Source organism: Asanoa siamensis, assembly GCF_016862555.1.
Classification (GTDB): Bacteria; Actinomycetota; Actinomycetes; order Mycobacteriales; family Micromonosporaceae; genus Asanoa; species Asanoa siamensis.
In genome coordinates this window covers 17,047-42,260 of sequence record NZ_BONE01000037.1, presented here as the reverse complement: position 1 = coordinate 42,260, position 25,214 = coordinate 17,047, and the positions used below count along the sequence as shown (strand labels likewise).

General features: G+C 72.5%; 22 protein-coding genes. 9 read left to right on the top strand and 13 right to left on the bottom strand.

The window, feature by feature from the left end:
• Positions 1-33 precede the first annotated feature (33 nt).
• The gene (locus tag Asi02nite_RS22505) at positions 34-969 is read left to right on the top strand and encodes an NAD-dependent epimerase/dehydratase family protein (protein WP_203715865.1); all 936 of its coding nucleotides are present in this window, start codon (positions 34-36) and stop codon (positions 967-969) included.
• Here Asi02nite_RS22505 and Asi02nite_RS22500 read toward each other — a convergent pair.
• From Asi02nite_RS22500 to Asi02nite_RS43075, 4 genes are all read right to left on the bottom strand, one after another.
• Complete coding sequence (locus Asi02nite_RS22500; protein WP_203715864.1) at positions 951-1,610, bottom strand: response regulator transcription factor; 660 nt, start codon at positions 1,608-1,610, stop codon at positions 951-953. The two genes, Asi02nite_RS22505 and Asi02nite_RS22500, sit on opposite strands and share 19 nt — an antisense overlap.
• Positions 1,607-3,046 carry a sensor histidine kinase gene (locus Asi02nite_RS22495; RefSeq protein WP_203715863.1) on the bottom strand — a complete coding sequence of 480 codons (1,440 nt, stop codon included), beginning with the start codon at positions 3,044-3,046 and terminating at the stop codon, positions 1,607-1,609. The genes Asi02nite_RS22500 and Asi02nite_RS22495 overlap by 4 nt, the downstream gene beginning before the upstream one ends.
• Positions 3,009-3,338, bottom strand: coding sequence for a hypothetical protein (locus tag Asi02nite_RS22490; RefSeq protein WP_203715862.1), 330 nt, complete (start codon positions 3,336-3,338; stop codon positions 3,009-3,011). The genes Asi02nite_RS22495 and Asi02nite_RS22490 overlap by 38 nt, the downstream gene beginning before the upstream one ends.
• Positions 3,339-3,443: 105 nt before the next feature.
• Complete coding sequence (locus tag Asi02nite_RS43075) at positions 3,444-3,842, bottom strand: hypothetical protein (RefSeq protein ID WP_203715907.1); 399 nt, start codon at positions 3,840-3,842, stop codon at positions 3,444-3,446.
• Here Asi02nite_RS43075 and Asi02nite_RS22480 point away from each other — a divergent pair.
• From Asi02nite_RS22480 to Asi02nite_RS22450, 7 genes are all read left to right on the top strand, one after another.
• On the top strand, positions 3,794-4,372 hold the full coding sequence (locus Asi02nite_RS22480) for a PIG-L deacetylase family protein (protein WP_275410381.1): 579 nt from the start codon (positions 3,794-3,796) through the stop codon (positions 4,370-4,372). The genes Asi02nite_RS43075 and Asi02nite_RS22480 overlap by 49 nt on opposite strands.
• Positions 4,369-5,118 carry an ATP-grasp domain-containing protein gene (locus tag Asi02nite_RS22475; RefSeq protein WP_203715860.1) on the top strand — a complete coding sequence of 250 codons (750 nt, stop codon included), beginning with the start codon at positions 4,369-4,371 and terminating at the stop codon, positions 5,116-5,118. Before Asi02nite_RS22480 ends, Asi02nite_RS22475 begins: the two co-directional genes overlap by 4 nt.
• Positions 5,064-5,405, top strand: coding sequence for a hypothetical protein (locus tag Asi02nite_RS22470; protein ID WP_203715859.1), 342 nt, complete (start codon positions 5,064-5,066; stop codon positions 5,403-5,405). The genes Asi02nite_RS22475 and Asi02nite_RS22470 overlap by 55 nt, the downstream gene beginning before the upstream one ends.
• A 166-nt stretch (positions 5,406-5,571) precedes the next feature.
• Complete coding sequence (locus Asi02nite_RS22465; protein ID WP_203715858.1) at positions 5,572-7,932, top strand: choice-of-anchor Q domain-containing protein; 2,361 nt, start codon at positions 5,572-5,574, stop codon at positions 7,930-7,932.
• Between the two features lie 36 nt (positions 7,933-7,968).
• Positions 7,969-12,903, top strand: a complete 4,935-nt coding sequence (locus Asi02nite_RS22460) for a right-handed parallel beta-helix repeat-containing protein (protein WP_203715857.1) — start codon at positions 7,969-7,971, stop codon at positions 12,901-12,903.
• 223 nt (positions 12,904-13,126) lie between these two features.
• On the top strand, positions 13,127-14,575 hold the full coding sequence (locus tag Asi02nite_RS22455) for a sensor histidine kinase (protein WP_203715856.1): 1,449 nt from the start codon (positions 13,127-13,129) through the stop codon (positions 14,573-14,575).
• Positions 14,572-15,243: a response regulator transcription factor gene (locus Asi02nite_RS22450; protein WP_203715855.1), complete on the top strand. Its 672-nt coding sequence runs from the start codon at positions 14,572-14,574 to the stop codon at positions 15,241-15,243. The genes Asi02nite_RS22455 and Asi02nite_RS22450 overlap by 4 nt, the downstream gene beginning before the upstream one ends.
• Here the strand turns inward: Asi02nite_RS22450 and Asi02nite_RS22445 are convergent.
• The 6 genes from Asi02nite_RS22445 to Asi02nite_RS22420 all read right to left on the bottom strand — a co-directional run bounded on the left by Asi02nite_RS22445 (position 15,240) and on the right by Asi02nite_RS22420 (position 20,877).
• Complete coding sequence (locus tag Asi02nite_RS22445) at positions 15,240-16,073, bottom strand: ABC transporter permease (RefSeq protein WP_203715854.1); 834 nt, start codon at positions 16,071-16,073, stop codon at positions 15,240-15,242. The genes Asi02nite_RS22450 and Asi02nite_RS22445 overlap by 4 nt on opposite strands.
• Complete coding sequence (locus tag Asi02nite_RS22440) at positions 16,070-17,029, bottom strand: ABC transporter ATP-binding protein (protein ID WP_203715853.1); 960 nt, start codon at positions 17,027-17,029, stop codon at positions 16,070-16,072. Before Asi02nite_RS22440 ends, Asi02nite_RS22445 begins: the two co-directional genes overlap by 4 nt.
• Positions 17,026-18,108, bottom strand: coding sequence for a hypothetical protein (locus Asi02nite_RS22435; RefSeq protein WP_203715852.1), 1,083 nt, complete (start codon positions 18,106-18,108; stop codon positions 17,026-17,028). The genes Asi02nite_RS22440 and Asi02nite_RS22435 overlap by 4 nt, the downstream gene beginning before the upstream one ends.
• The gene (locus Asi02nite_RS22430) at positions 18,092-18,670 is read right to left on the bottom strand and encodes a sigma-70 family RNA polymerase sigma factor (protein ID WP_239126945.1); all 579 of its coding nucleotides are present in this window, start codon (positions 18,668-18,670) and stop codon (positions 18,092-18,094) included. The genes Asi02nite_RS22435 and Asi02nite_RS22430 overlap by 17 nt, the downstream gene beginning before the upstream one ends.
• Positions 18,671-18,713: 43 nt before the next feature.
• Positions 18,714-19,442, bottom strand: coding sequence for a GNAT family N-acetyltransferase (locus Asi02nite_RS22425; RefSeq protein WP_203715851.1), 729 nt, complete (start codon positions 19,440-19,442; stop codon positions 18,714-18,716).
• Between the two features lie 178 nt (positions 19,443-19,620).
• A complete protein-coding gene (locus Asi02nite_RS22420; protein WP_203715850.1) occupies positions 19,621-20,877 on the bottom strand; it encodes a M48 family metalloprotease in 1,257 nt (418 codons plus the stop codon).
• Positions 20,878-20,985: 108 nt separating this feature from the next.
• On the opposite strand from Asi02nite_RS22420, the gene Asi02nite_RS22415 reads away from it, so the two are divergent.
• The gene (locus Asi02nite_RS22415) at positions 20,986-21,861 is read left to right on the top strand and encodes an arginase family protein (protein ID WP_203715849.1); all 876 of its coding nucleotides are present in this window, start codon (positions 20,986-20,988) and stop codon (positions 21,859-21,861) included.
• Positions 21,862-21,866: 5 nt separating this feature from the next.
• Here the strand turns inward: Asi02nite_RS22415 and Asi02nite_RS22410 are convergent, their stop codons facing one another.
• From Asi02nite_RS22410 to Asi02nite_RS22400, 3 genes are all read right to left on the bottom strand, one after another.
• Entirely contained in the window at positions 21,867-22,046 is a 180-nt protein-coding gene (locus Asi02nite_RS22410; RefSeq protein ID WP_203715848.1) for a hypothetical protein, read from the bottom strand.
• A gap of 404 nt (positions 22,047-22,450) precedes the next feature.
• A complete protein-coding gene (locus tag Asi02nite_RS22405; RefSeq protein WP_239126944.1) occupies positions 22,451-22,867 on the bottom strand; it encodes a TetR/AcrR family transcriptional regulator in 417 nt (138 codons plus the stop codon).
• A 3-nt stretch (positions 22,868-22,870) separates the two neighbouring features.
• Positions 22,871-25,144: a beta-L-arabinofuranosidase domain-containing protein gene (locus Asi02nite_RS22400; RefSeq protein ID WP_373312317.1), complete on the bottom strand. Its 2,274-nt coding sequence runs from the start codon at positions 25,142-25,144 to the stop codon at positions 22,871-22,873.
• Between the last annotated feature and the right edge of the window lie 70 nt (positions 25,145-25,214).

Here is a 25,214-nt window from a genome sequence, read left to right as displayed (position 1 = left end):
GTATGGGAAAGGAGGATCGGGAAGGACGGAGTCATGCGAGTTTTCGTCACCGGTGCGACCGGGGCCGTGGGGCGCTACCTCGTGCCCGGGCTGGTCGAGGCCGGACACCAGGTCACCGCCACGACGCGGAAGGCCGACAAGCTGCGAGGCCTGCGGGAGGTGGGCGCGGAGGCTGTCGTGGTCGACGGGCTCGACCGCGACGGCGTGCTGGCCGCGGTACGCGCGGCGGAGCCTGAGGTGATCGTCCACCAGATGACCGCTTTGTCGGAAATGGGCAGGCTGCGGCACGTCGACCAGGAGTTCGCCGCCACCAGCGCCCTGCGGACGAAGGGCACCGACAACCTGCTCGCCGCCGCCAAGGACGTGGGCGCCCGGCGGGTCGTGGCGCAGGGCCACAACTTCATCTACGCCCGCACCGGCGGCCCGGTCAAGAGCGAGGACGACCCGCTGGACCCCCGGCCGGTCAGGTCCGCGGCGCAGGCCATGGCGGCGATCAGGTACGTGGACCGCACGGTCCAGGACGGCGCGCCGGAAGGGCTGGTGCTGCGCTACGGCACCTTCTACGGCCCCCACGCCTCGGACCAGTTCATCCAGGGTGTCCGCAAGCGCCAGATGCCTGTGATCGGCGGAGGCACCGGCGTCTGGTCGTTCATCGAGACCCGCGACGCCGCCTCGGCCGCGCTGGCCGCCGTCGAGCGGGGCGCGCCGGGCGTCTACAACGTCGTCGACGACGAGCCCGCGCCCGTCTCGCAGTGGCTGCCCTACCTCGCCGAGGTGGCCGGCGCCAAGCCGCCGATGCGCATGCCGGTCTGGCTCGGGCGGCTGCTGGCCGGCGAGTTCATCGTCACCCAGATGACCGAGGCCCGGGGCGCCGCCAACGCCAAGGCCCGGGCCGAGCTCGGTTGGACGCCGCGCTTCCCGAGCTGGCGCGACGGGTTCCGGGACTGGGTTCACTCCGAGAGCCGGTAGCCGACGCCGCGGACCGTGTGGATCAGATCCGCGCCGAGCTTGCGGCGCAGATAGCCGATGTAGACGTCCACGATGTTCGAGCCGGGGTCGTGGGCCAGGCCCCAGACGCGGTCGAGCAACTGCTCGCGGGAGAGGACCTGGCCCCGGTGCCGGATCAGGGTCTCGGCGAGGAGGAACTCGCGGGCGGTGAGCTCCACCCGGCGACCGTCCACGGTGGCCACCCGCCGGATCAGATCCAGGTGTACGCGCGCCGCCTGCACCGTGGCCGGCGTGTCGTGGCCGCGCTCCCGCAGTCGCGCCCGGACCCGTGCCAGCAGCTCGTCGAAGCTGAACGGCTTGGTCATGTAGTCGTCGGCGCCGCCGTCCAGACCGGTGATGCGATCGGGTACGGCGTCGCGCGCCGTCAACACGATCACCGGGAGGCGTTCCCCGCGGGCGCGGATCTGGGCCAGTGCGGTGAGCCCGTCCTGACCCGGCAGGCCCAGGTCGAGGATGAGCAGGTCGAAGTCGCCGCTGCGGGCACCCGCCGCGACGTCCACGCCGTTCGTCACGACCGTGGTGACGTAGCCGGCCGCCCGCAGGCCCTTGGTCAGGAACGAGGCGATCCGCGGCTCGTCCTCGGCGATCAGCACCCGGTTCACGGCGCCGGCCTCAGCACGAGTGTGAAGGTCGAGCCCGCGCCGGGGATGCTGTCGACCGCGACCGTGCCCCGGTGGGCGTGCGCGATCGCCGACACGATGGCCAGCCCCAGCCCCGCCCCCTCCGCCCGCTGGCGGCCGTGCTCTCCCCGGGTGAAACGCGCGAAGATGCGGTCGCGGTCCTCCGCCGCGATGCCCACCCCGGTGTCCTCGACGCCGATCAGGATCCGGCCCGGCCCGGCGCGGGCGAACAGCTCGATCCGGTCGCCGGGGCCGGTGAACTGAACCGCGTTCTGGGCGAGCTGCATGAGGGCCTGGGTCACCCGCTGGCGGTCGGCCCAGACGGTCACCGGCTCCACGACGCCCAGGTGCCAGTCGCGGTCGCCCAGGGCCACCGCCTTCGCGAAGACGTCGTTGAGCAGCGCCCGCGCGTCGAGCGCCGCCGGCTGCACGAAGTCGGGCTGCTCGGCCTTGGCCAGCATCAGCAGGTCGTCGACCATGCGGTTCATCCGGTCGAGCTCGTCGGTGACCAGGGCGACCGTCTCCGCGCGCTCGGCCGGGTCGTCGCCCATCAGCTCCAGGTGGCCACGGACGATCGTGATCGGCGTGCGCAGCTCGTGGCCCGCGTCGGACAGGAAGGCCCGCTGGGTCGCGAACGCCCGTTGCAGGCGGCCGACCATGGCGTTGAAGGTGCGGGACAGGTCGGCCACCTCGTCGCTGCCGGTGACGGGGATGCGCCGGGACAGGTCGGCCTCCTCGATCGTCCGGGCGGTCTCGGTCACCGTGCGCAGGGGGCGCAGCGCCCGGCCCATCGCCAGGTAGCCGCCGGCCGCGACGACGACGATCACCAGCAGGCAGGCCAGCGCCATCAGGCGGACCGCGCGGTCGATCTCGGCCCGGCGCTCGGCGCCGAACTCGGCGACCACGACCTGGCCGCGGGCCGCGCCGTCGATCACCACGGGCACGGCGAGCCAGCGCGCCGAGCCGGCCGGGGTGTCGTTCTGGCCGTACGCGCTCTCGGTCAGGGCCGTCCACTCCGCGACCAGGGTGGGCACCGCGGCCAGGTCGTAGGGTGGGCGGTCGGTGCCGCGGTAGAACGCGCCGTCGACGAAGACCAGCACCGCCTCGCCGGTCTGTGGCTCGTTGCGCAGCAGGTAGGTGTCGGCGATCGCCCGCAGGTCGGTGCCGAACGGCCGGCCGGTCTCCGGGTTCTGGCCGCCGACGAGGCGGCGGAACTCGGTCACCTCCTGGCGCATGTCGGCGGCGATCCGGTTCTCGAGCTGGTTGAGCAGCACCTGGCGGATCACGACGACCGACGACAGGCTCGCGACCGCCAGCAGGGCGAGCGCCCAGCCGAGCAGCCGCAGCCGCAACCCGAGCGTCGGCCGCCAGCGGCGCGGCTCAGTCGTCGTCCCCGCGCTCGTCGTCGTCGCGCTCACCGTCGTCGTCGTCGGCGTCGTCGTCGGAGCCGGAGCCGGAGCCGGAGCCGGAGCCGGAGCCGGAGCCGGAGCCGTCGTCATCGTCGCCTCCGCTGGGTGCGCGTCCCGTGGCGTCGGTGCCGGCCGGGTCACCCTCATTGTCACCGCCGCCCTCCGTCGCCCGCGCCGCTGGAACCACGATCTGTATGGCCGGCACCGGATCGGGCCCCAGCAGCGCGGGCGCGCCGACACCGGCCAGCAACGCCACGAATGCCACCGCACCCAGACCGGTGGCCACCTTCTGTGCGCTCACGAGGGTCAGCGTTCCCGACCAAGGTGATGCGTCCATGAGGGCCGGATGAGGAAATTCTCATGAAGCGGCACGTAAACGCGTTCTCACCGATTCCTCAACGCCCTCTCACCCGGGCGCCCGATCGTGGCGAGCGTGACCGTAGACATCTCCGTGCTGCTGCTCGTCGCGCTCGTCGGCACCGCCACCGCGGCGGTCAGTGCCGACCGGATGCTCCGCCGCCGGTTCCGCCGGCCCCGCTCCATCCAGGTCACCGCCGTGACCGCCGCCCTGGTGCTCGTGCCCGCCAACGCCCTGCCGGCCGGCCCGGTCCTCGCCGCCACCGTCCTCGTCACGACCCTGGTCGCGCTCTCGACCGTGGCCGGGCTCGGGTACGCGCTGCGGATCCCCGCCGAACCCACCCGGCTCCCCCGCCGCGTCCTCGCGATCGGCGCCCACCCCGACGACCTCGAGCTGGCCTGCGGCGGCACGCTGGTGCGCCTCGTCGACTCCGGCCACGAGGTGCACGTGCTGGTGATGAGCCGCGGCGAGCGCGGCGGCGACCCGACGACCCGGGCCGGCGAGGCGTCGGCCGGCGCCGGTTCTTCGGTGTCACCAGCGTCGAGGTGCTCGACCATCCCGACACCCGGCTCGCGACGGCGGAGAACGAGATGGCGGAGGCGATCGACCGGGCGCTGCGCCGGCACCGCCCCGACATCGTGTTCACGCACTCGGCCCACGACCACCACCAGGACCACCGCGCCGTGCACGCGGCGACGCTACGGGCGGCCCGGCACCACCCCGCGGTGCTCTGCTACGAGAGCCCGTCGGTGACACCGGCGTTCCGTCCGACCGTGTTCGTCGACATCGGCGCACAGCTCGACGCGAAGGTCGGCTCCGTGGCCGTCCATCGGGACCAGCGCACGAAGCCCTACCTGGACGAGCGGCGGGTACGCGCCGTCGCCGCGTTCCGGGGCGGCCAGGCCCGGGTGGACCACGCCGAGGGCTTCGAGGCCGTACGCGTGCCCGCCCCGCTCTTCGAGGACGGCGACCGGTGAGGCGTTTCCTGGTCACCGGCGCCGGCGGGCCGGCCGGGAAGGCGCTGCTGGCCGCGCTCGCGGAACGCGGCTACCCGGCCACCGGCGTCGACGCCGCCCCGGACGGCGCGGGTGTCGACACCGTCCCGTTCGCCGACCACCCGTGCTTCCTCGCGGAGGTGCTCCGCGCCGCGGCCCGGCACCGCGCCGGCATCGTGGTGCCGACGGTCTCCGAGGAGCTGCCGCCGCTGGCCGCCGCCGCGCAGGGCCGCCGCCACGCGCCCTGGATCGTCGTCGGGACCCCACCGGCGGTCGCCGCGGCCGCCGACAAGTGGCGCACGGCGCGGCTGCTCGACCTGGCCGGCGTGCCCGTGCCGCGGACGCTGCTGGCCGGGTGGCCCGAACCCGACCGCCTCGGCGTCCCCTACCTGAGCAAGCCGCGCCGGGGCCGCGGTGGTCGCGGTGTCCGCCTGCACGGCACGCCCGGCGCCGGCCCACCGCCGACCGACGACGACCACGTCCTGCAGGAGTACGCGCCGGGCGCCGAGTACGCCGTCGACCTCTACGGCGACGCGGTCGTCGTGCTGCGCAAGACGCTGCTGCGCCAGGGACTGGTCGGCAACGCGGTGACCGTCACCCGCGAGGAGGCGCCCGACGTGGCCGACGTGGCCCGGGCCGCCTCGGTCCCTACCTGGTCTACAACCTGGTCACCATGCTCGCCGTGCCGCCGCTGCAGCTCCTGGCCCTGTCCGCGGCCCTCGCCCTGATCGCCGTCGGCCACTCGCCGCTGCCGGCCGACGTACCCTCGATCGCGCTCTGGTTCGGTCTCGGCGCCGCGGCCGTCAACGTCACCGCGGCCGTCCTGCTCGACCGGGCGTGGCGCGACCTGCGCTTCCTCTACGTCCTGCCGGTGGTGGTGCTGTTCTCGGTCTTCATGTCGGCCGTCACCGTGCACGCGCTCTGGCTCGAGTGGCGCCGCGCGCCGGCGCGCTGGAACAAGGTCGACCGCACCGGCGTCCGTACGCCGCGTAAAGGTTTCTTCATCGACGACTGAGGCCGCATTTATCGGCCGCGCGAAAACTCGGGTCGCCATGACCGTGCGTCCGAGGTGGAGAGAACACATGCGCGGATCGACGGATGCCAGGCGGCGGATGCGCCGCCGAGCTACCAGACTGGGAGCGCTGAGCGCCAGTGCGCTCCTGGTGTTGACCCTGATTCACGTGGAGTCCGCGTGGGCGATGACCTTCACGGTCACGAGCACCGCGGACCTGGTCGACAACAACGTCGGCAACGGGATCTGCCAGACCGGCGCCGGCTCGTGCACACTGCGCGCGGCGGTGCAGGAGGCGAACGCCAACCCGGCCGCCGACACGATCCAGCTCCCGGCCAACACGTACGCGATCACCCGCGCACCGGCGGGCGGGAACGACGACGACGTCGGTGACTTCGACATCCGCAGCCCGCTGACGATCGTCGGCGCCGGCGCGGCGAGCACCGTGATCGACGGCGGCCAGCCGCCGGCCGGCTCGGCGCCCGAGGTCCGCGGCCTCGACCGGCTCCTGGAGATCTGGGAGGAGGCCGAGGACGTCACGGTCAGCGGCGTCACCCTCCAGGACGGGTACGACGTCGAGTCGGGCGGTGCGATCGCCAACTTCTCACCCGGCCTGGTCCGGCTGCAGAACGTCAACGTGAAGACGAGCTACGCGGGCGTGTTCGGCGGCGGCATCGCCACCGAGAGCGTCGGCCGGACGGAGATCGCCGGCGGCCTGTTCGAGGGCAACGCGACCGGCGGCGAGGGCGGCGCGATCTACAACCAGCACGAAGCCGAGTTGACGGTCTCGGACGCCGCGTTCACCGACAACCGCGCGGGCGCCGACGGTGGCGGCATCGCCAACGTCTCCAAGACCCGCCTGACGATCACCCGGGGCACGTTCTCGGGCAACGTCTCCGGTGGCAGCGGTGGCGGCGTGTTCAGCGACACCCAGCGTCCGGCGACGGTCACGGGCTCGGTGTTCACCGCGAACGAGGCCGGCGACCCGGTCTCGGGCGACGGCGGGGGCGGCGGCCTCTACGCGGGCGGCGACGGCGCCGTGACGATCGCGGGCAGCACGTTCACCGAGAACACCGCGATCGCCACCGGCGGCGGCCTGGTGCTCGCCTCGGGCGCGGCCTCGTCGGTCACCGACACGTTCGTGCGCGACAACCACGCGCTGGGCGGTGCCGGTGTGCAGCACGAGGGCCAGGGCGTCACCCTGCGGCGGCTGACCATCACCGGCAACGTGGCCGAGGAGGACGGCGGCGGCATCCAGAGCGAGGGCAGCGGCACCTTCCAGATCCTGGACACCAGGGTGGAGCGCAACCGGGCGCTGCACGGCGGCGGCTTCGCCAACGTCGCGGACGGCACGCTGACCGTGTCGGGCACGACGTTCTGGGACAACCGGGCGACTCTCTACGGCGGCGGCGTCTACAACGCGAGCGATGCGACCGCGCTCATCGAGAACACCACGATCTCGGGCAACGTGGCGCAGACGTCGGGCGGCGGCCTCTACAGCGACGCCGACGCGGGCCTGCGGGTGGTCAACGCGACCATCACGCTGAACCTGTCGCCCTACGGCGCCGGCGTCGGCCACGAGCCGGGCGGTTCGGTCAACTTCCCCGTCGAGCCGAGCACGTCGGTGCTGTTCCGCAACACGCTCGTCGCCGGCAACCTGGTCGGCGCGGAGTGCAGCTTCGCGGTCGGCTCCGAGGGCGGCAACCTGGACAGCGGCGACTCCTGCTACTTCCGGGGCAGCCGCGACCGGCTCAACGCCGGCAACCCGCGGATCGACGCGATCGCCGACAACGGCGTCCCGACGATGACGCACGCGATCCAGAGCGACAGCTACGCGCTCGACGGCGGCGTGAGCCCGTGCGTGCTGACCGACGAGCGCGGCATCAGCCGGCCGAAGAACACCACCTGCGACATCGGCGCGTACGAGCACGAGGGCCCCTTCCCGGCGGCGGACAACGTGGACCCGCAGACCAGCGTCCTGACCGGCCCCACGGTCGCGGCGGAGCGGGCCGTGTTCACGTTCGCGGCGACCGACAACGTCAGCCCGCCGGCCGAGATCCTCTACGAGTGCCGGCTCGAGCCCGTCGACGCCGACCCCAACGAGCCGCCGGAGCCCGAGCACCTCTTCACCGGCTGCACCAACCCCTACGAGCTGCTGGAGTTCGAGCCGGGCCCGAACACGTTGCAGGTGCGGGCGATCGACCGTGCGGGCAATGTGGACGAGACGCCGGCCGAGTGGGAGTTCACCGGCGGCGAGGACACCACGCCCCCGCAGACCACGTTCGCCAGCGTGCCGCCGAACCCGAGCGCGGGCCGCACGGCCACGTTCTCGTTCCAGGGCACCGACGACATGACGCCGGCGTTCCTGCTGGAGTACGAGTGCCGGATCGACAGCACCAGCGAGGAGGCCTGGCTCGAGTGCGCCAGCCCGTGGAGCTTCAGCGACCTCACCACGGGCAGCCACACGGTCGAGGTGCGGGCGATCGACGAGGGCGACAACGTCGACCCGACGCCGGCGACCTACACCTGAACGGTCGGTTCGCCGACCGACTGCGACTCGGCCAACGTGACCCTGTCGGCCACCGCCGACACCTGGGTCGACGAGGCCCAGACGCAGGTCAACTTCGGCATCGCGGAGCAGCTCACCGTGCGGTCCGAGGCCGGCGGTGCGGACGCGCGGGCCCTGATCCGGTTCCCGGTGCCGAACGACACGCCCGCCGCCTGTGAGCTCGTCTCCGCCACCCTGCGGATCAACGCCGAGGGTGACGCGGGCCGGACCCTGCAGGCCCAGCCGCTCGCCGCGACGTGGGCCGAGACCGGGGTGACGTGGGCCAACCAGCCCGGCGCGAGCGGGCCGGTCGCCACGACGGACTCCGGCGGCGGCTTCCGCGAGTGGGACGTCACCGCGGCCGTCACCGGCTGGCTGGGCGGCACGCTCAACCACGGCTTCCAGATCCGGGACGCGGCCGAGGAGGGCGAGGGCTTCGAGCAGTCGCTGTCCTCGCGCGACACGATCGCGGAGCCGCCGGCCACGCCGCAGCTCGTGCTCCGGTTCGACGGGCCGGGCGCGCCGACCCCGCCGGCACCGCCGGCCGGGGCGCTGACGACGGTCACCTGCGGCATGGTGGTGACGCAGAGCATCCGGCTGCAGAACAACCTGACCGACTGCCCGCTGGACGGGCTGGTGGTCGGTGCGCCGAACATCCGCATCGACCTCAACGGGAAGACGATCGACGGTCCCGGCTACTTCGCCGGTGAGCCCGGCTCGCCGTACGAGGTGCCGGAGCTGGGGCTGCCCGCGGGCATCCGCAACGCGGGCTTCGCGAACGTCGTGGTCGAGGGCGAAGGCACGATCAGGTCCTTCGGGTACGGCGTACAACTGATGGCCGGCACCCGGTTCAACGTGGTGGAGGACCTGACCGTCACCCGCAACGCGACGGCGGGCATCGAGCTGTGGGACGCCGACGACGGTCGCAACGCCAACGTCGTGCGCCGCAACACGGTCGAGGCCAACGAGATCGGCATCGCGCTGACGTTCGGCTCCGAGAACAACCAGCTCGTGTCGAACACCCTGTCCGGCAACCTCGGCGCGGCGGTCTGGCTGAGCAACGCGTCGGGCAACACGCTGCACCAGAACGTGGTGTCCGGGCTGACCGGCGACCCGATGGTCGACAGCGACGGCGGGATCCTGCTGGAGGACTCCCGGCGCAACACGCTGACCGACAACCGGGTCACCGACACCGGCGACGCCGGCATCGTGGTCAGCGCGGGCTCGCACGGCACGACGCTGACCGGCAACCGGATGACGCGTACGGGCGACGCCGGCATCTCGGTCGACGGCTCCGACGACACCACGGCCACCGGGAACTTCGCCTACCTGGCCTCGGACTCCGGGATCGTGGTCGACGACGGCAACCGGTCGCACCTCGCCGACAACGACGTGCGGTTCAACCCGGCCGGCATCTCGCTCGGCGGCGCCAGTGACTCCGTCGTCCGGGGCAACCTGGCCAGCCACACCTCGGGCATCGGCATCGAGGTCGGCGAGGGCTCCTACCGCAACGACGTCGACGGCAACGACGTCAGCGAGGGCGTCGTCGGCATCATGGTCACCGGCGCCTCGGTCGACGCCGAGGGCCTGCCGGACCCGGCCAACGGCAACCGCATCCGCAACAACACGGCCGGCGGCAACACCGCCGACGGCATCTCGATCGCGCTGGCCGGCCACACGGTCACCGCCAACGTGGCGCACCACAACGTCGCGTGGGGCATCGACGCGGCGGAGGAGGGCACCACCGACGGCGGCGGCAACCAGGCCGGCGGCAACGGTGAGCCGGCACAGTGTCGCGGCGTGGTCTGCGCGACCGGCACCCCGGGCACACCGCCGGGACCGGACATGGTGGCGCCCGAGACGATCTTCGTCTCGACGCCGCCGAACCCGAGCAGCAGCCTGTCCAGCGCCCGGTTCGCGTTCACGGGCTCCGACAACGTGGCCCCGCCGGACGCACTGCGCTTCGAGTGCCGCCTGGACGGCCCTGTCGACCCCGAGCCGGAGCCGCCCGACCCGGGTGAGCCGGTGCAGCCGCCGGACACCGCGGGCTGGGAGGAGTGCGCCAGCCCGGTGACCTACCAGTTCCTGCTCTCGGACGTGCACAAGTTCGAGGTGCGGGCGATCGACCCGGCCGGCTGGCGGGACGCGACCGCGGCCACGTACACCTGGACGGTGTCGCCGATCCCACCGGTCGAGGACACCACGCCGCCGAACACGACCATCTTCCAGCACCCGGACCAGGCGAGCACCTCGCCCGTCGCGCTGTTCGGGTTCCGCGGCTCGGACGACATCTCACCCGGACCGAACCTGCGCTACGAGTGCCGGCTGGACAACTCGGCCTGGCAGCCCTGCCTGAGCCCGAAGACGTACGCGGGGCTGGGCAACGGTTCGCACACGTTCGAGGCCCGCGCCATCGACGTGGCGAACAACATCGACCCGACACCGGCGACGTTCGTCTGGACCGTGCAGCCCGCACCCGCGGACACCACGCCACCGGACACCACGATCGTCACGGCGCCGGACCACCACACGGTCAGCACGTCGGCCACCTTCACCTTCGCCTCGAACGAGGCCGGTGCCACCTTCGAGTGCTCGCTCGACGGCGCCGCCTTCACCGCGTGCACGTCGCCGAAGACCTACATCGGGTTGTGGGCGACCAACCACGAGTTCCGGGTGAAGGCGATCGACCCGGCCGGCAACCACGACCCGACACCCGCGGCGCACGGCTGGACCATCGGCGCGGCGCCGGTTCCGGCCACGGTCGCGTGTGGACAGACGATCACCGTCAGCATCGTGGTGTCGAACAACCTGACCAACTGCGGCGCCAACGGCCTCGTGGTCGGCGCGCCGGGCATCACCATCGACCTCAACGGCTTCACGGTCGACGGCAACGGCTCAGGTGCCGGCATCCTCAACAACGGCGGGCACGACAACGTGACCGTCACCAACGGCACGCTCCAGGAGTTCGACTTCGGCGTGCAACTCGGCGCCGGCGTCGCGCTCAACATCGTCACGGCGCTCAACCTCCGGTCCAACCAGGAGGCCGGCGTCCAGCTCACCAACGCCGACAACGGGTCGAGCGGCAACCTGGTCCGCGGCAACGCGCTGCAGCAGAACCGGGTGGGCATCGCCCTCCTCGGCGGCTCGCAGGGCAGCACGGTGCTCGGCAACACGCTGAGCAACAACACCGACGACGGCATCCAGATCATCGGGTCCAGCGGCAACACGCTGGACGGCAACCGGATCTCGGCGGGCAGCGGCTACGGCGTCCACCTGGAAGGAGCGAGCGAGAACTGGGTCAAGGCCAACGACGTCCTGGACGTCTCCGAGACGGCGATCTCGGTCGTCGCCGCGTCGCACGGCAACCGGATCGAGGGCAACACGCTGCGCGAGGCCAAGGCCGGCATCGAGCTGTCGGACTCCAACGACAACGATGTCGTCGCCAACCAGGCCAACGGGCTCGCCGGCACCGGCGTCAACCTGTTCCGGGCCGACGGCAACCTCGTGCAGGGCAACGACCTGCGTACCAACGAGGGTGGCATCGAGCTGCTCGAGTCGACCGGCAACCGGATCGAGGACAACGACACCAGCGGCTCGTCGTCGTCGGGCATCTGGCTCGGCGCGCTCTCGCTGGCCAACCTGGTCGTGCTCAACACGTCGAACGACAACGACGCGGAGGGCATCTCGGTCGAGGCCGAGGTGCTGCCGGAGAGCACCGAGCCGGGCAACACGATCGACCGCAACATCGCCAACGGCAACAGCAGCGACGGCATCTTCGTCGCCAAGCCCGCACACACCGTCTCCAGCAACGTGGCCAACAACAACGGCGGTTGGGGCATGTACGCCGAGGTCGGCAACATCGACGCCGGCGGCAACCGGGCGACCGCGCACCACGCGTGGACCGTGACGGGCACGCCGACCGCGCCGCAGACCACGCTGGCCACGGTGCCGGACGTGACGACGACCGCGACCACGGCGACGTTCACGTTCAACTCCAGCATGGCGGGGTCGACGTTCCGGTGCCGGCTGGACGCCGCGGCGCTCGCGCCGTGCACCTCGCCGGTCAACCTGGCCGGGCTGGCGGTCGGCGACCACGAGTTCGAGGTCGTCGCGGTCAGCGCGGCGGGCACGCCCGACCCGACACCGTCGTTCTACGAGTGGACGGTGGCGCCGCCGCCGGACACCACGGCGCCGGTGACGGACATCCTGACCGGTCCCGCGAACCCGACGCTGAGCACGACGGCGGCGTTCACGTTCAGCGCGAACGAGCCGGGCGTGACCTTCGAGTGCTCGCTCGACGCGGCGGCGTTCGCGCCCTGCGTCAGCCCGGTGAACCTCGCCGGGATCCAGCCGGGCGCGCACCAGTTGCGGGTCCGGGCAACGGACGCGGCGCTCAACGTCGGTGCTCCGGACACCTGGGCGTGGACGGTCAACGCGCCGCCGAGCTGTGCGGCGCCGGGTTCGGTGACGCTGGGCGCCAACGCGGACAGCTGGGTCCTCCAGTCGTCGGCGTCGAGCAACTACGGCACCGACTCGTCGATCAAGGTGGACTCGGAGTCGGGCGGCAACAACGCCCGGGTGCTGGTGCGGTTCACCCTGCCGGCCATCCCGTCGGGGTGCTCGGTGACCAACGCGCAGCTCCGCCTCTACGCGGGCTCCTACAAGACCGGCCGCACGCTGGAAGCCATCCGGCTCGGCGCGGCCTGGACGGAGGCCAACGTCCGGTGGAACAACCAGCCGGCGGTGACCGGCACGGGCGCCACGGTGGCGTCCGGCAGCGGCTACCGGCAATGGACCGTGACGTCGCAGGTGGGCAGCATGTACGCCGACGGCAACCACGGCTTCCTGATCCGGGACACCGTGGAGAACAACAGCGGCGGTCAGGAACAGCAGTTCAACAGCCGCGAGAAGGGCACTGACAATCCACCGCGATTGGTGATCACGTTCGGCTGATCCGCTCGTCGGGACCGCCTCCCCTCCGCTTCGGCGCCGGGGAGGCGGTTCCGTGTTTAACGCGAGGTTAACGAGCGGGAAATTCTAAGAATGAGTCGGCGGTACGGTGGATAGGGCCAGCCATTCGCGCATTTACGCCGGGCCATTTGCGTAATGCCGCGCGTACTCCCGGAAAATCTACTGTGAGTTACGCGCGAGTTACTTCTGGTCTGGGGGGTCCACAGTGGTTGGCGCCGCCCGGTTCCGTGTCCTGAAGAGCATCAGAGCCCGCGTCCTGCTGGCGTTCATCGCCCTGATCGTGCTGTCCGGCGTCTTCTCGATGGTGGCGATCCAGGAGGTCCTGGTGCTGCACCTGACGCACCGGATGGAGGAGGCCGCGCGGCAGGAGGTCGACGAGCTCAACCGGCTCGTCGAGCAGGGCGTCGATCCCCGCACGGGCAAGGCGTTCGCGTCCAGCTCCGCGGTGTTCGACGTCTACTTCGAGCGCAACGTGCCCAGCCGCGAGGAGGCGATGCTGGCCTTCGTCGACGGGCGACCCTATTGGCAGACGATGTCGCGCTTCGCCCTGCCGAGCCTGCCGCAGCCGGTCATGGGCCAGTTCGCGACGTCGGCGCCGGACCCGGCGGTACGGCGGCTGCGCACCTTCGACACCGAGCTGGGTGCCGCCTACTACGCGACCTGGCCGGTGCGGGTCGGCGAGAGCTTCGGCACGTTCGTCGTCGTGTTCCTGCCCGTGGTGGAGCGGGCGGAGATCGCCCGGCTGCAGTCGTACGGCGTCCTGGCGGTCATCGGTGTCGTCCTGCTGGCGTCCGGCGCGGCCTGGTGGGTGACCGGCCGGCTGCTGGGCCCGGTGCGGTCGCTGACCCAGACGGCGCAGGCGATCTCCCGCTCCGACCTGACGGGGCGGATCCCGGTGCGCTCCGACGACGAGGCCGCCGAGATGGCCCGTACCTTCAACGCCATGCTGGACCGGCTCGAGGGCGTGTTCCAGCGCGAGCGCGAGTTCCTCATGGACGCCAGCCACGAGCTACGCGTACCCCTGACGATCGCCCTGGGGAATTTGAGCCTCATCCGGTACGGGATCATCGAGGAGCCCGAGGAGCAACGCCGGACGGTGGCCCTCGTGATGGACGAGCTCGACCGCATGAGCCGCCTCGTCAACGACCTGCAGATGCTCGCCGACGTGAAGAACCCCCACTTCCTGCAGCCGGAGGACATCGACCTGGAGGCGTTCACGCACGAGCTCGCCGACAAGATGGTCACGCTCGCGCCGCGCGCGTGGCACGTCGACGCGGCCTCGACCGGCCGGGTCCGCGCCGACCGGCACCGGCTGACGGAGGCGGTCATCAACCTCGCGCAGAACGCCGTGCAGAACACCGAACCGGGCTCCCTGGTCGCGGTCGGCACGTCGCTGTCCACTTCGGAGTGCCGCATCTGGGTCCGCGACGCGGGCCCGGGCGTCTCTGCGGAGGACCTGCCGCACATCTTCGAGCGCTTCCGCCGGGGCGCCGCGGCGCACCTGCGCTACCGGGGCTCCGGGGTGGGTCTGTCGATCGTGCGGGCCATCGCCGAGGCACACGGCGGGCGGGTCGAGGTCAGCAGCCCGCCGGACGAGGGCGCGACGTTCGCGCTGGTGCTGCCGGCGCGTGTGCCGGGAGGAGGCAGGAGATGACCCGCATCCTGATCGCCGAGGACGATCCGCTGATCGCGTCGTTCCTGGAACGCGGCCTGCGGGCGCAGGGCTGGACCACGACGCACGTGGCGGGCGGCGAGCAGGCCGAGCACTTCGGCCTCAGCTCCGACTTCGACCTGCTGATCCTCGACATCGGCCTGGCGGGCCGCAGCGGCCTCGACGTGCTGCGGCACCTGCGCTCCAAGGGCTCGCGGCTGCCGGTGCTGGTGCTCACGGGCCGCTACCTGGCCCACGACGTGGTGACCTGCCTCGACGCGGGCGCGGACGACTACCTCATCAAGCCGTTCCGCTTCGAGGAGCTGCTCGCCCGCGCCCGCGCGAGGTTGCGCGGCCCGGGCCGGGAAGCGTCCTACCTGCTGGCGGCGGGACAGATCACATTGGACCTGCGCTCGCGCCGGGCGACGGTGCGCGACAGCACGGTCGAGCTGACGAGCCGGGAGTTCACGCTGCTGGAGATCCTGGTGCGGCACCCTGACCACGTGCTGAGCCGGGAGCAGTTGCTGTCGCAGGCGTGGGGCTACAGCTTCGACCCGAGCACGAACATCGTGAACGTCTACATCAGCGCGCTGCGCAAGAAGCTCGGCGAGGGCGTCATCGAGACGGTCCGCGGCTTCGGCTACCGCCTCCGCGTCGCGGACCCCGGCTAGAGGTCGCGGCGGCGGAACGCGAATGCCGCGAGGCCGAGCACCAGAGCGATCCAGACCACCGCCCACCCCACGTACGCGATGGTCAGCGGCGCCTCGCCCATGAACGGGTGGCCGCGCATGCCGACGCTCAGGAGCATCGCCGGGTCCTGGAAGGCGTTCATCGCCCCGCGCCAGAGGCCGTCGGTGGGCAGGAGCATCCGGGAGACCGCGCCGACGCGGGCCACGCTCTCGTTGTTGAGCGCCTGGCCGATGCCGCCGACCACGCCGGCGATCCAGGTCGCGCCGAACAGGCCCACCGCGACGATGCCCGACGCCATCGGCGAGATCACCGTGGACAGCAGCAGGCCCAGCGTGAGCAGCGCCGTGGTCTGCGCCGCCAGCAGGGCCAGCCCGGTGACCGGCCCCGGCGGCCAGTAGCCCATCGTGAACCAGACGATCAGGAACTGGGCGAACCCGGCCACGGCCACGAAGCCGCTGCCGAACACGACCAGGCCCAGCCACTTGCCGACCAGCACCGTCTCGCGGCGGATCGGGCGGGCCAGCACGGCCAGCGCCGTACCGGACTCGATCTCGCCCGCCATCGTCGGGCCGGCGAGAAAGGCCGTGCCGAGCGCCGCGATCAGGCTCAGGCCGAACATCACCAGATTGAGCACAGTGGACGCCGCCAGCCGGGCCTCACCGCTGGTGAGCCCGCCGAACTCCGCGTCGAGCCGGTAGAAGCCCCAGGCGGAGAGCCCGAGCAGGATGAACGTCATCACCGCGAGCGCGCGCAGCACCCGCCGGCGGGCCGCCTCGCGCAGCGTCAGGGCGGCGACCGTCAGGGCGATCATGCGGGCTCCTCGGTGTTTCCGGTACGCAGGATGTCGAGCAGCCGCTCCTCGAGGCTGATCCGCCCGGGCTCCACGGCATGCACCCGGACGCCCAGGCCGACGAGGTCGGCGACCAGGTCCGGCACCGCCACCTCGTCGCCCAGCGCGACCGTGAAGGCGTCGCCGTCGCGGGTCAGCTTCCCGGCGGCGGCGAGCCGGGCCTCCGCGGCCGCGCCCACCTCGTCGAGCCGCAACCGCAGCTCGCGCTGGCCGAGCAGCTCGGCCAGGCTGCCGGACGCGGCGATCCGGCCCTTGTCGAGGATGACGACGCGGTCGCAGACCCGCTCCACCTCGCCGATCAGGTGCGAGTTGAGCAGCACCGCGACGCCCTTGGCCCGCAGCGACAGCAACAGGTCGCGTACGTCGGCCCGGCCGAGCGGGTCCAGCGCGCTGGTCGGCTCGTCGAGCACCACGAACTCCGGGCGGGCGACCAGGGCGACCGCCAGCCCGAGCCGCTGCTGCATGCCCTTGGAGAAGCCGCCGACCCGGTCGCCGGCCCGGTCCGCGAGACCCACCAGCGCCAGACACCCCCGGCGTTCGGCATCGGGGATCGCGGCCCCGGCGAGCCGCACGTGCAGGTCGAGCACCTCGGTGGCGGTCAGCCACGGCTGGTAGCGGAACAGCTCGGGCAGGTAGCCCACCCGGGCCCGGGCCTTCGGGTCACGGGCCGGCCGGCCGAGCAGGAGCACCTCGCCCGCGTCCGGCCGGACCAGCCCGAGCAGCATCTTGATCACCGTGGTCTTGCCGGCGCCGTTCGGCCCGAGCAGGCCGAGCACCTCGCCGCGCCGCACGGTGAACGACACGTCGTCGACCGCCGTACGCCGCTTGTAGCGCTTGCGCAGCCCCGAGCACCACACCGCGGCGGCCGGCGGCAGCTCGGCGAGGAGCGTCTCCGCGGTGTCGCTGGCGGCCGTCACCGGGGCTCCAGCCCGCGTGCCACCGCCAGCACCTCGTCGCCCCTCAACGGCCCGGCCACCGCGTTGACCACGGTGCCGTCCATCCAGACCACGGCCGCCATCGAACCGTCCTTCGAGATCAGCAACGTCGCGGGCGCGCCGCCGACGTCGGTAGGTGTGCTGGTCATGTGCTCGACCGACATGAAGATCGGCAAGGTCGTACCGTCGCCGGAGAAGGCTCGCAGCTGCGCCGCGACGGACGGCGGCACGATGGGCAACGAGAGCAGGTAGTCGCGGGCGGTCTCGAACGGCACGCCCGTCGAATAGGCGGTCGGCGCGATCGCGCGGGCTACCACCAGCGCCGGGTACGGGCGGTCGGCCTGCCAGACGGCCGCGAACCCAGGACCGCCCGTCAACCGGAACTGACTGCCGTCCAGACCCGGCGGCGGCGGAGGCAGCGTCTCGCCGCGGTCGCGCGCGGTCCGCTCGGCCTTCTCGGCCCGGTAGGTGAACAGCGCGCTCGCCCGCTGCCCGGCGTGGTAGGTCGGCTCGCCGGTGACACCCTTCGGCAGCGCGCCGACCCGCGGCACCGTCAGCCCGGTCGTTTTGGCCGCGGCCGCCGCGTCGGCGACGGGGCGGATGGTGATCGGCTCGATCGGCACGACGTCGCCGAACTGGTCGAGTTCCGGCATCTTGATCAGGTCGGCCTGGGGCGCGCTGATCGGGGCGATCCGCTCGGCGCGGAAGACCTGCAGCCAGTCACCGGCGGCCGCGGCACCCGCGCCGGCCAGGACGACGGCCACACCGATGCCGGCGGCGACCGGGCTGCGCAGCAGGGTCCGCCAGCGGCGACCGGGCGCCGCGGCCACGCGGGGGCGTTCCTCGGCGGCCACGGCGCGGGACAGCCGCTCCCACCCGGCGTCGACGTCGGTGCCTGCCTCCACGCCGAGCAGCGTCGCGGCGGCCGCGGCGTCGCGCTGGACGGCGGACAGCCGGCCCCGGCATGGCGGGCAACCGGCGACGTGCGCGCGCTCGGCGTCGGCGACCCCGTCCGGCTCGTCCAGGAGCCGGCGTAGCGTGCCGTCAGTCGGATGACGCATGACGGTTCAACTCCTCACGCAGAGCGGATTCGGCGCGCCGCACGGTCGTGCCCACGCTGCCGGGGGAAAGATCGAGGGCGGCGGCGACCTCGGCGTAGCTCAGGCCGCTGTGCCGCAGGACGAGGGCGACAGCCTGTTTGCGGGGCAGTCTCGCCAGCGCCGCGCGTACCCGTCGGCGCTCGTCGAGAGTGACCACCGCGTCGGCGATGTCGGGTGCCACGGTCGCGGCGCTGCCGGCGGCGACCTCCCGGGACGCGCGCCGTCTCCCGGAGCGCAGATGGTTGAGCGCGGTGTGCGCCGCGGCGACCGACAGCCAGCCGGACGCCTCGGCCGCCGGCACGGCGGACCGGCAGAAGGTCAGGAACACCTCCTGCGCCACGTCCTCGGCCTCGGACCGACTGCCGAGCACCCGGGCGGCGACGGCGACCACCCGCGGGTACGCGGAGCGGAACACCTGTTCGAGGTCGGCCCGGACAGCCCCGTCGGAGACCACGAAGCCACCCTTCCGCGCCCGTTCGACCCGCCCGACCAGCGCGGCGACGCTCTGCCCTTCGACGTCCACACCTACAGAGCACCGCCGCGGCCGCGGATGTGACAGGCCGTTCTCAGAAGGACAGGATGTCGAACGCGCCGACCTGGCGGAAGCCCAGGCGATGGTAGAGGGACACGGCCATGGGGGTGGCGGAGAGCGCCGCCGTGGTCACGCCGCGTTGCCGGGCGAGATCGAGCACGGCCGCGGTCATTGCGGCGCCGACGCCCTGCCGGCGGTGGGCGGGCTGCGTGCCGACGAAGTAGAGCGTCACGATGTCGTGGCTGAACCAGGCGGTGGCGGTGCCGGCAACGGTGCCGTCCGGGCCTCGCCCGGCGAGCCGGACCACGTCGGGCTGGGCCCGCTCCCGCTCGACCACCGTGTCGATCGCGGCCGGGTCGACGCCTGACACGCGGCCGTACGCCGTCGCGTACTCGACGAGGTCCGTGGCTCGGGTGATCTCCAGACCCGCTGTTTCCGGTGGCTGTTTTGGTGCCTCGATGAGGTCGGCCACCATGATCGGGAGTTCGGTCCGCTTGACGGCGCCGGCGCCCTGGAGCGCGGCGGACGTCCCGGGGTCGCTGTCGGGACCGACCCACCAGATCCGGGGTACGCCGTCGAGGCGCGCGCGGGCCTCGCGCAGGGCGTCGCCGGCCGGCCGGTCGCGGAGGCGCAGAACACCGTTGAGCGTGGCGTGCGGGACGTCGCTACGGTACGTGACCAGATCCGGGTCCGCGCCGGGCGCGGGATCCCACCCGCGAAGGTACGCGCGATGCGCGGCCAGCACCGTCCCCAGTTGATCCACGAACCCGACCCTAGCGGCGCTCCCGGGCCGGCGCCCGCCCCCGAGATGAACGTCATTCACGCCGCTTTGCTCTGCTTCCATATCCGCACCACCACCTCTGACCTGCGGTGCGTATCTGGAAGCAGAGCAAAGCGGCGCGGCGACAGGGTCGGCCGGCGTTGCTCGTCCGCTGGCCCGGTCAGGCGTTCTTGAGCTCGCGCCGGGCCGACTCGTACTCCCTGGCCAGTTCCTTCTCGATCGCCTCGGCCCTGGCCGGCGTGAGCGTCACCGTCGGTGTCGCGAAGGTGCGCTCGCGGAGCATCCGGGCGCGCAGGCCCCGCGGCGGGTGGGTCGCGAACATCGACGCGTCCTCGCGGATCGTGAGTTGCAGCCGGGTGGCGGTGCGTTCCCCGCCGCCGCGGACGCTGCTCTCCGTGACCGAGGCGCGCCAGGTGTCGGGGCCGTGGCCGGCGCGCGCGTCGCGGCGTACCAGCATGTCCACGACCTCCGCCGCCGCCAGCACCTCCGCGAGGCCGAGCGCCGCGGCGGTGCCCGCGACCTTGGCGGCGAGGGCGTCGGCCTGGTACTCGGCGCGCTGGCCGTCACGCAGGCCGATCCAGAGCAGCAGGATGTGCCCGAGCAGCAGGATCTTGCTGAGCACCGACAGTGCGGCGCGGGCGACGAGTTCGGCGAGCAGCGTGAGGAAACTGCCGCCGGCGGACTCGTGGCCCGGTCGCACGAGCATCGCGGCGTTGCCGAGCATGCTCAGGGCCGGTTGTACGAGCAGCGACCGGCGGGTGTCGCCGTTGACGAAGTGGCCGAACTCGTGGCCGAGCAGCGCCACCCGCTCCTGCGGTTGCAGGACGGCCCAGAGCGGCAGGCCGAGCACCAGCACCCGCCGCCGCCGGAAGCCGACGTTGGTCGTGAAGGCGTTGACGTCCTCGGTGACCAGCACGGCCGGCGGCGTGGCGGTCCCGACGGCGCCGGCCACCTCGTCGAGCAGGGCGTACAGGCCTGGCGCCTCGTCACGGCTCATCTCCCAACCGTCCAGATCGGACAGGCGGCCGAGCCGCGGGCGCAGGAGCCAGGCCACCGCGAGAAGGATCAAGCCGGGCGCCAGCCACCAGGACGGGAAGTCGCGCAGGACGAGCAGGACGCCGCCGGCCACCATCGCGGCGAAGATCCCCAGGAGGACGAGCGAGACGGCGATGACGACGATCCGCGGCAGGTTCGCGCGGCGGGCCAGGTCGGCCTTGACCAGCTTCGCGAACTGGCCGCGGGCCAGCCGGAAGGCGAGCCGGTGCAGGCGCCGGTCGACCCAGGCCCAGCCGAACTCCGGACGCCGCCGGAAACGGTCGTACGCGTCGAGGTTCCATTCGCAGCGCGCGCACCAGGGCTCGGCGTTGCCGAGGGTGGTGGTGGCGGTGCGGCAGTGGGGGCAGGTCTCGGTGCTCATCGAGACAAGATCATTCGGGTACGCGGACCCGTGGCGTACTGGCCGTTCCGGCTGCGTGCCATCGACCGTCACGGCTTTTTGTCGGTGGGTCGTGTGAGCATGACGGGCATGGACGCGCGGTGGGGAGTGCTGGGGGTGCCGTCGAGCGCGGGCGCGCACACGCCGGGCCTGGAGAAGGGGCCGGCGGCGTTGCGGGCTGCGGGCCTGGTCGAGGCACTGCCGGGCGGCGCGGTCGATCTCGGCGACGTGCCGGGCTTCCGGTGGCGACCCGACCCCGGGCGACCGACGGCCAAGCACGCCGCGGTGGTGGCCCGGGTGGCGGCCGACACGGCCGCGGCGACGGCTGAGATCCTGGCCTCGGCCCGGACGCCGCTGGTCGTCGGCGGCGACTGCTCGATCACGGTGGGGGTGGTCGCCGGCTTCCCGGAGCCGCCGGGTCTGCTCTACGTGGACGGCGGGCCGGACCTCTACACGCCGGCGACCCGGGTCAACGGCAACCTCGACGCGATGGGACTGGCCTGCCTGCTGCGCGTGCCGGGCCACGTCCCGGAGTTGGCGGCGGTCGGGCCGCCACGACCCGCGTCGTCGGTCGTGTCCTACGGGCACTGCCTACCGGTCGGCGACCACGAGCGCGGGTTGCTCGACGAGCTGGGCATCCCGCACGTGACGGCGGCCGAGGTGCGGGCTGATCCCGTTGGGGCGGCCCTTCGTGCCCGCACGACGATGGAGTCGGCGGCGCCCCGCTTCGTCGTGCACTGCGACGTCGACGTGCTGTCCTTCAACGACACACCGCTGGCCGACGTGCCGGACTCGGGCGACGCGCCGGCGGGCCTGCTCCTGACCGAGCTGACCGCCAGCCTCTCGATCTTCACGGCCAGCCCCCGGTTCGCGGGCCTGGTGCTCACGGAGGTCAACCCCGACCACGCACCCGACCCGACCGCCCTCACCGAGTTCGCCACCCGCTTCGCCGCGGCCCTGGGCTGACGGGTTCACTCCCCCTTGTCGAGCCGCTTCCGCATGGACCGACCGGCACGGAAGGCCTTCCGGGGCAGATAAATCGCCAGGGCAACCACCACGACGACGACCACGACGACCACCAACCAGCGCATCCGGGCCTCCCAGAGATCGATGTGCCTGCCCAATGCCCAGCGGCGGCGGGTCCTACTCATGGCTTCGGCGCGCCACCCGATGACCACCTATCTCATCGACCACCTACGCATCCCCGGTGATGTCCCGAACGACGCCGGCCTGACCTACTTCGAGCAGGTCGGGGCTACGGCGAAGCCCTACGGGGGCAATCGAGGGAGCCTCGCCGGGCCTGGTGGTCCTGATGGAGTTCCCGGACCGCGCGGCCGCCCTCGGACAACTGACCAGACCAGCCGGGCCGCGATCTCCCGCCGCGGCCCGGCTCCGGGGCTCGCACGACCCTTGCCGGCCGCGGTCCCGGGTTCAGACAGCGCGGGACGCGCTGTCGCGCACAGCGTCCAGGATCTCCTCGGACACCGGGCTGCCCGTGGTCGCCCGGGCGAGCAGCATTCCGCCCACGAGCGTGGCCAACGCGGCCAGGCCGGCGTCACCCGGCGCGATCCAGGCGGCCGTCTCGCGAACGCCGGCGGCATACGTCGCCCGTGGCGCCGGGTCGTGCCCGAGGTCGCCCGCTGGAGCCGGCCGCGGGGCACCCGTCGCTGGGGTCGTCGCGGTGCGCGGTCGACAGGTACGACTCCAGCAGGGCGAGTCGCGCCGCCCGGTGGTCGTCGGCGTCCGCGTCCAACCGCGCCAGGTGGTCCATCATCTCGGCGAACCCCAGCGCCACCGCCTCGTCGACCAGGGCCGCCTTGGAGGAGAACCGCTTGTAGAACCCGCCCTGCGTGAGGCCGACAGCCCTTATGACGTCGGCGACAGCGACGTTCGGGATGCCCTTCTCGCGGAACAGCTCCGAAGCCGCCTTCACCGCCGCTGTCCGGTTGGCCTCCGCCTCGGCCCGCGACACCCGCTAGCCGTTGGCGACCAGGCGCCAGCGGTTGTCGGCGGTGCCGTTGTCGGGGTCCTGGACAACCTGGGCACCCCAGGCGGTCGAGCCGTTCAGGATGCCGAGCAGCTTGCCGCTGTTGACGTTGCGGATGCGGTAGGTGCCGTCGCCGTTGCTCAGCACCTGCCAGCGGTGGTCGGCCGTGCCGTTGTCGGCCCACTGCAGCACCCGGGCGTTGTCGGCCGTCGACATGTTCTCGACGCCGAGGACCTTGCCGCTGTTGACATTGCGGAACCGGACCGCGTCGCCGTCGGTCACCATGACCCAGTTGTGGTCGGCGGTGCCGGTGTCGCCCCACTGCACGGCGAGGCCGCCGTCGGCGGTCGACATGTTCTGGACTCCGAGGACGAGGCCCGTGCCGGCGTTGACCAGCCGGTGGCTGCCGCCCGCGCCACCACCGGTGTTCCAGTAGACCGTGTAGTTGAAGCCGTACGCGTCGTGCAACGGGCCGAGGTTGACGGTGGCCCCGTTCGCGGTCGCGGTGAAGGCCAGCAACCCGCTGCCCGTCCGCACGACGGACGACGTCACCAGCGACGGGAGCGCGCTCAGGGCGGTGTTGCCGTAGTTGCCGCACAACACGACGGGTCCGTAGGTGACCGCGGCCACCCCCGGGTTGTCGTTGGCGGCCACGGTGCCGACGCGCATCGGCAGCCGGACGACGATCGTGTCGCCGGCGGTCCAGGTGCGGGTGACCGTGGCATAGCTGCCAGGCGTCGTCGGGACGTTCTGCACCGCGCCGTTCACGCTCACGGTCGCCCCGCTCGTCCAGGCGGGTACGCGGATCCGGATGCTCCACGAGCCGCTCATCGCGCCGGCGAGCGTCAGCGTCGTCGTGTCGCTGACCGGGTAGCTCGTGCTCTGGGTGACGGTGATCCCGCGCTGCGCCCAGGTCAGCACCGACGGCACGAACAGGTTGACCGTCAGCGTCGTGCCGTTGTGGAAGTAGATCGAGTCCATCAGCTTCGTGTTGGTCTCGATCCCGGTGCCCTGGCAGCACCAGAACGAGTTGTAGTCGGTGCTCCACGTGCCGCCGCCCCAGGCCGGGCCGACGCCCTTGCGGCCGCCGGGCCGCAGCGGGGTGAAGTAGGTGACGTGGCCGTGGCTGTCGGCCGGGTTCTGCGCACCGACGAGATGGTTGAGCAGGGCCCGCTCGTAGTAGTCGAAGTAGGCGGCCCGGCCCGGGTCGAGCAGCCACAGCTCCCGGGTCAGCTTGAGCATGTTGTACGTGTTGCACTGCTCGCAGGTGTCGTTGGTGAGATAACCGGCGATCGCGTTCGGCGCGCGGAAGTGCTCGGCCTGGCTGTTGCCGCCGATGGCGTAGGTGTGCGCGCCCACGGTGATGTTCCAGGCGTTGGTGGCGATGTCGCGGTAGCGGGTGGTGCCGGTCGCCTTGTACTCCCGCGCCGCCCCGACCCACTTCGGCACCTGGGTGTTGGCGTGCAGCCCGTTGAGCTGGTCCTGGCCCGCGGCCAGCGGGTTGAACACGGAGGCGTGGTCGAACCGTTGGGCGGTCGCCAGCCACCGCGCGTCGCCGGTCTGCTGGTAGATGTCGGTCAGCACCTCGTTCATGCCGCCGAACTCGGTGCCCAGCATGGCCTGGATCTGGCTGGAGCTGAGCCGGGCGGTGCGCGTGTCGACCCAGCCGGCCAGGGCCAGCAGCACCGACCGCGCCTGGGTGTTGCCGGTGTAGCGCCAGGCGTCGAGCAGGCCGGCCAGGGTCTTGTGGACGCAGTAGTAGGGCACGTTGCCGTTCGACAGGGTGCGGGCCTCGAGCGCGGTGAAGTCGGACTCCGGGAAGCCGGACAGGTAGCCGGCGGCGAACCCGGCGGCGGCGTTGTTGGCCTGGCACTTCGCGAGTTCGGCCACCATGTGGGCGGCCTTGTCGCGGCAGGTGGTGTCGCCCAGGACGGCGTACGCCTGCGCCCAGGCGGTGAGGAAGTGCCCCTGCATGTGGGTGCGGAACGGGAAGCTCGGCGCGTCCCAGCCGCCGTTGGCGGCGGCGCCGTTGGTGGACAGCCGGTGGTTCGCGCGGAAGTTGTAGAGCAACCGGTCGACGTCGACGAAGCGCAGGTAGGCCAGCGTCCGCGTCTGGTTGTCGAGCAGCCGCCCGGCGGTCAGGCGCACCTGCCCGAGGTCGAACGGGTAGGCCGAGACCCCGATGTCCGCGCGGGCCGGCGGCACCACCGCGGCCGCGGCCGGCCGGGCGGTGGCGATCGTCGAGCCGGCCGCGGAGAGCATCGCGGTGGCCCCGGCGGCACGCAGCACCTGGCGGCGGCTGATGGGCTGAGCTGGCACCGGAACCTCCCGA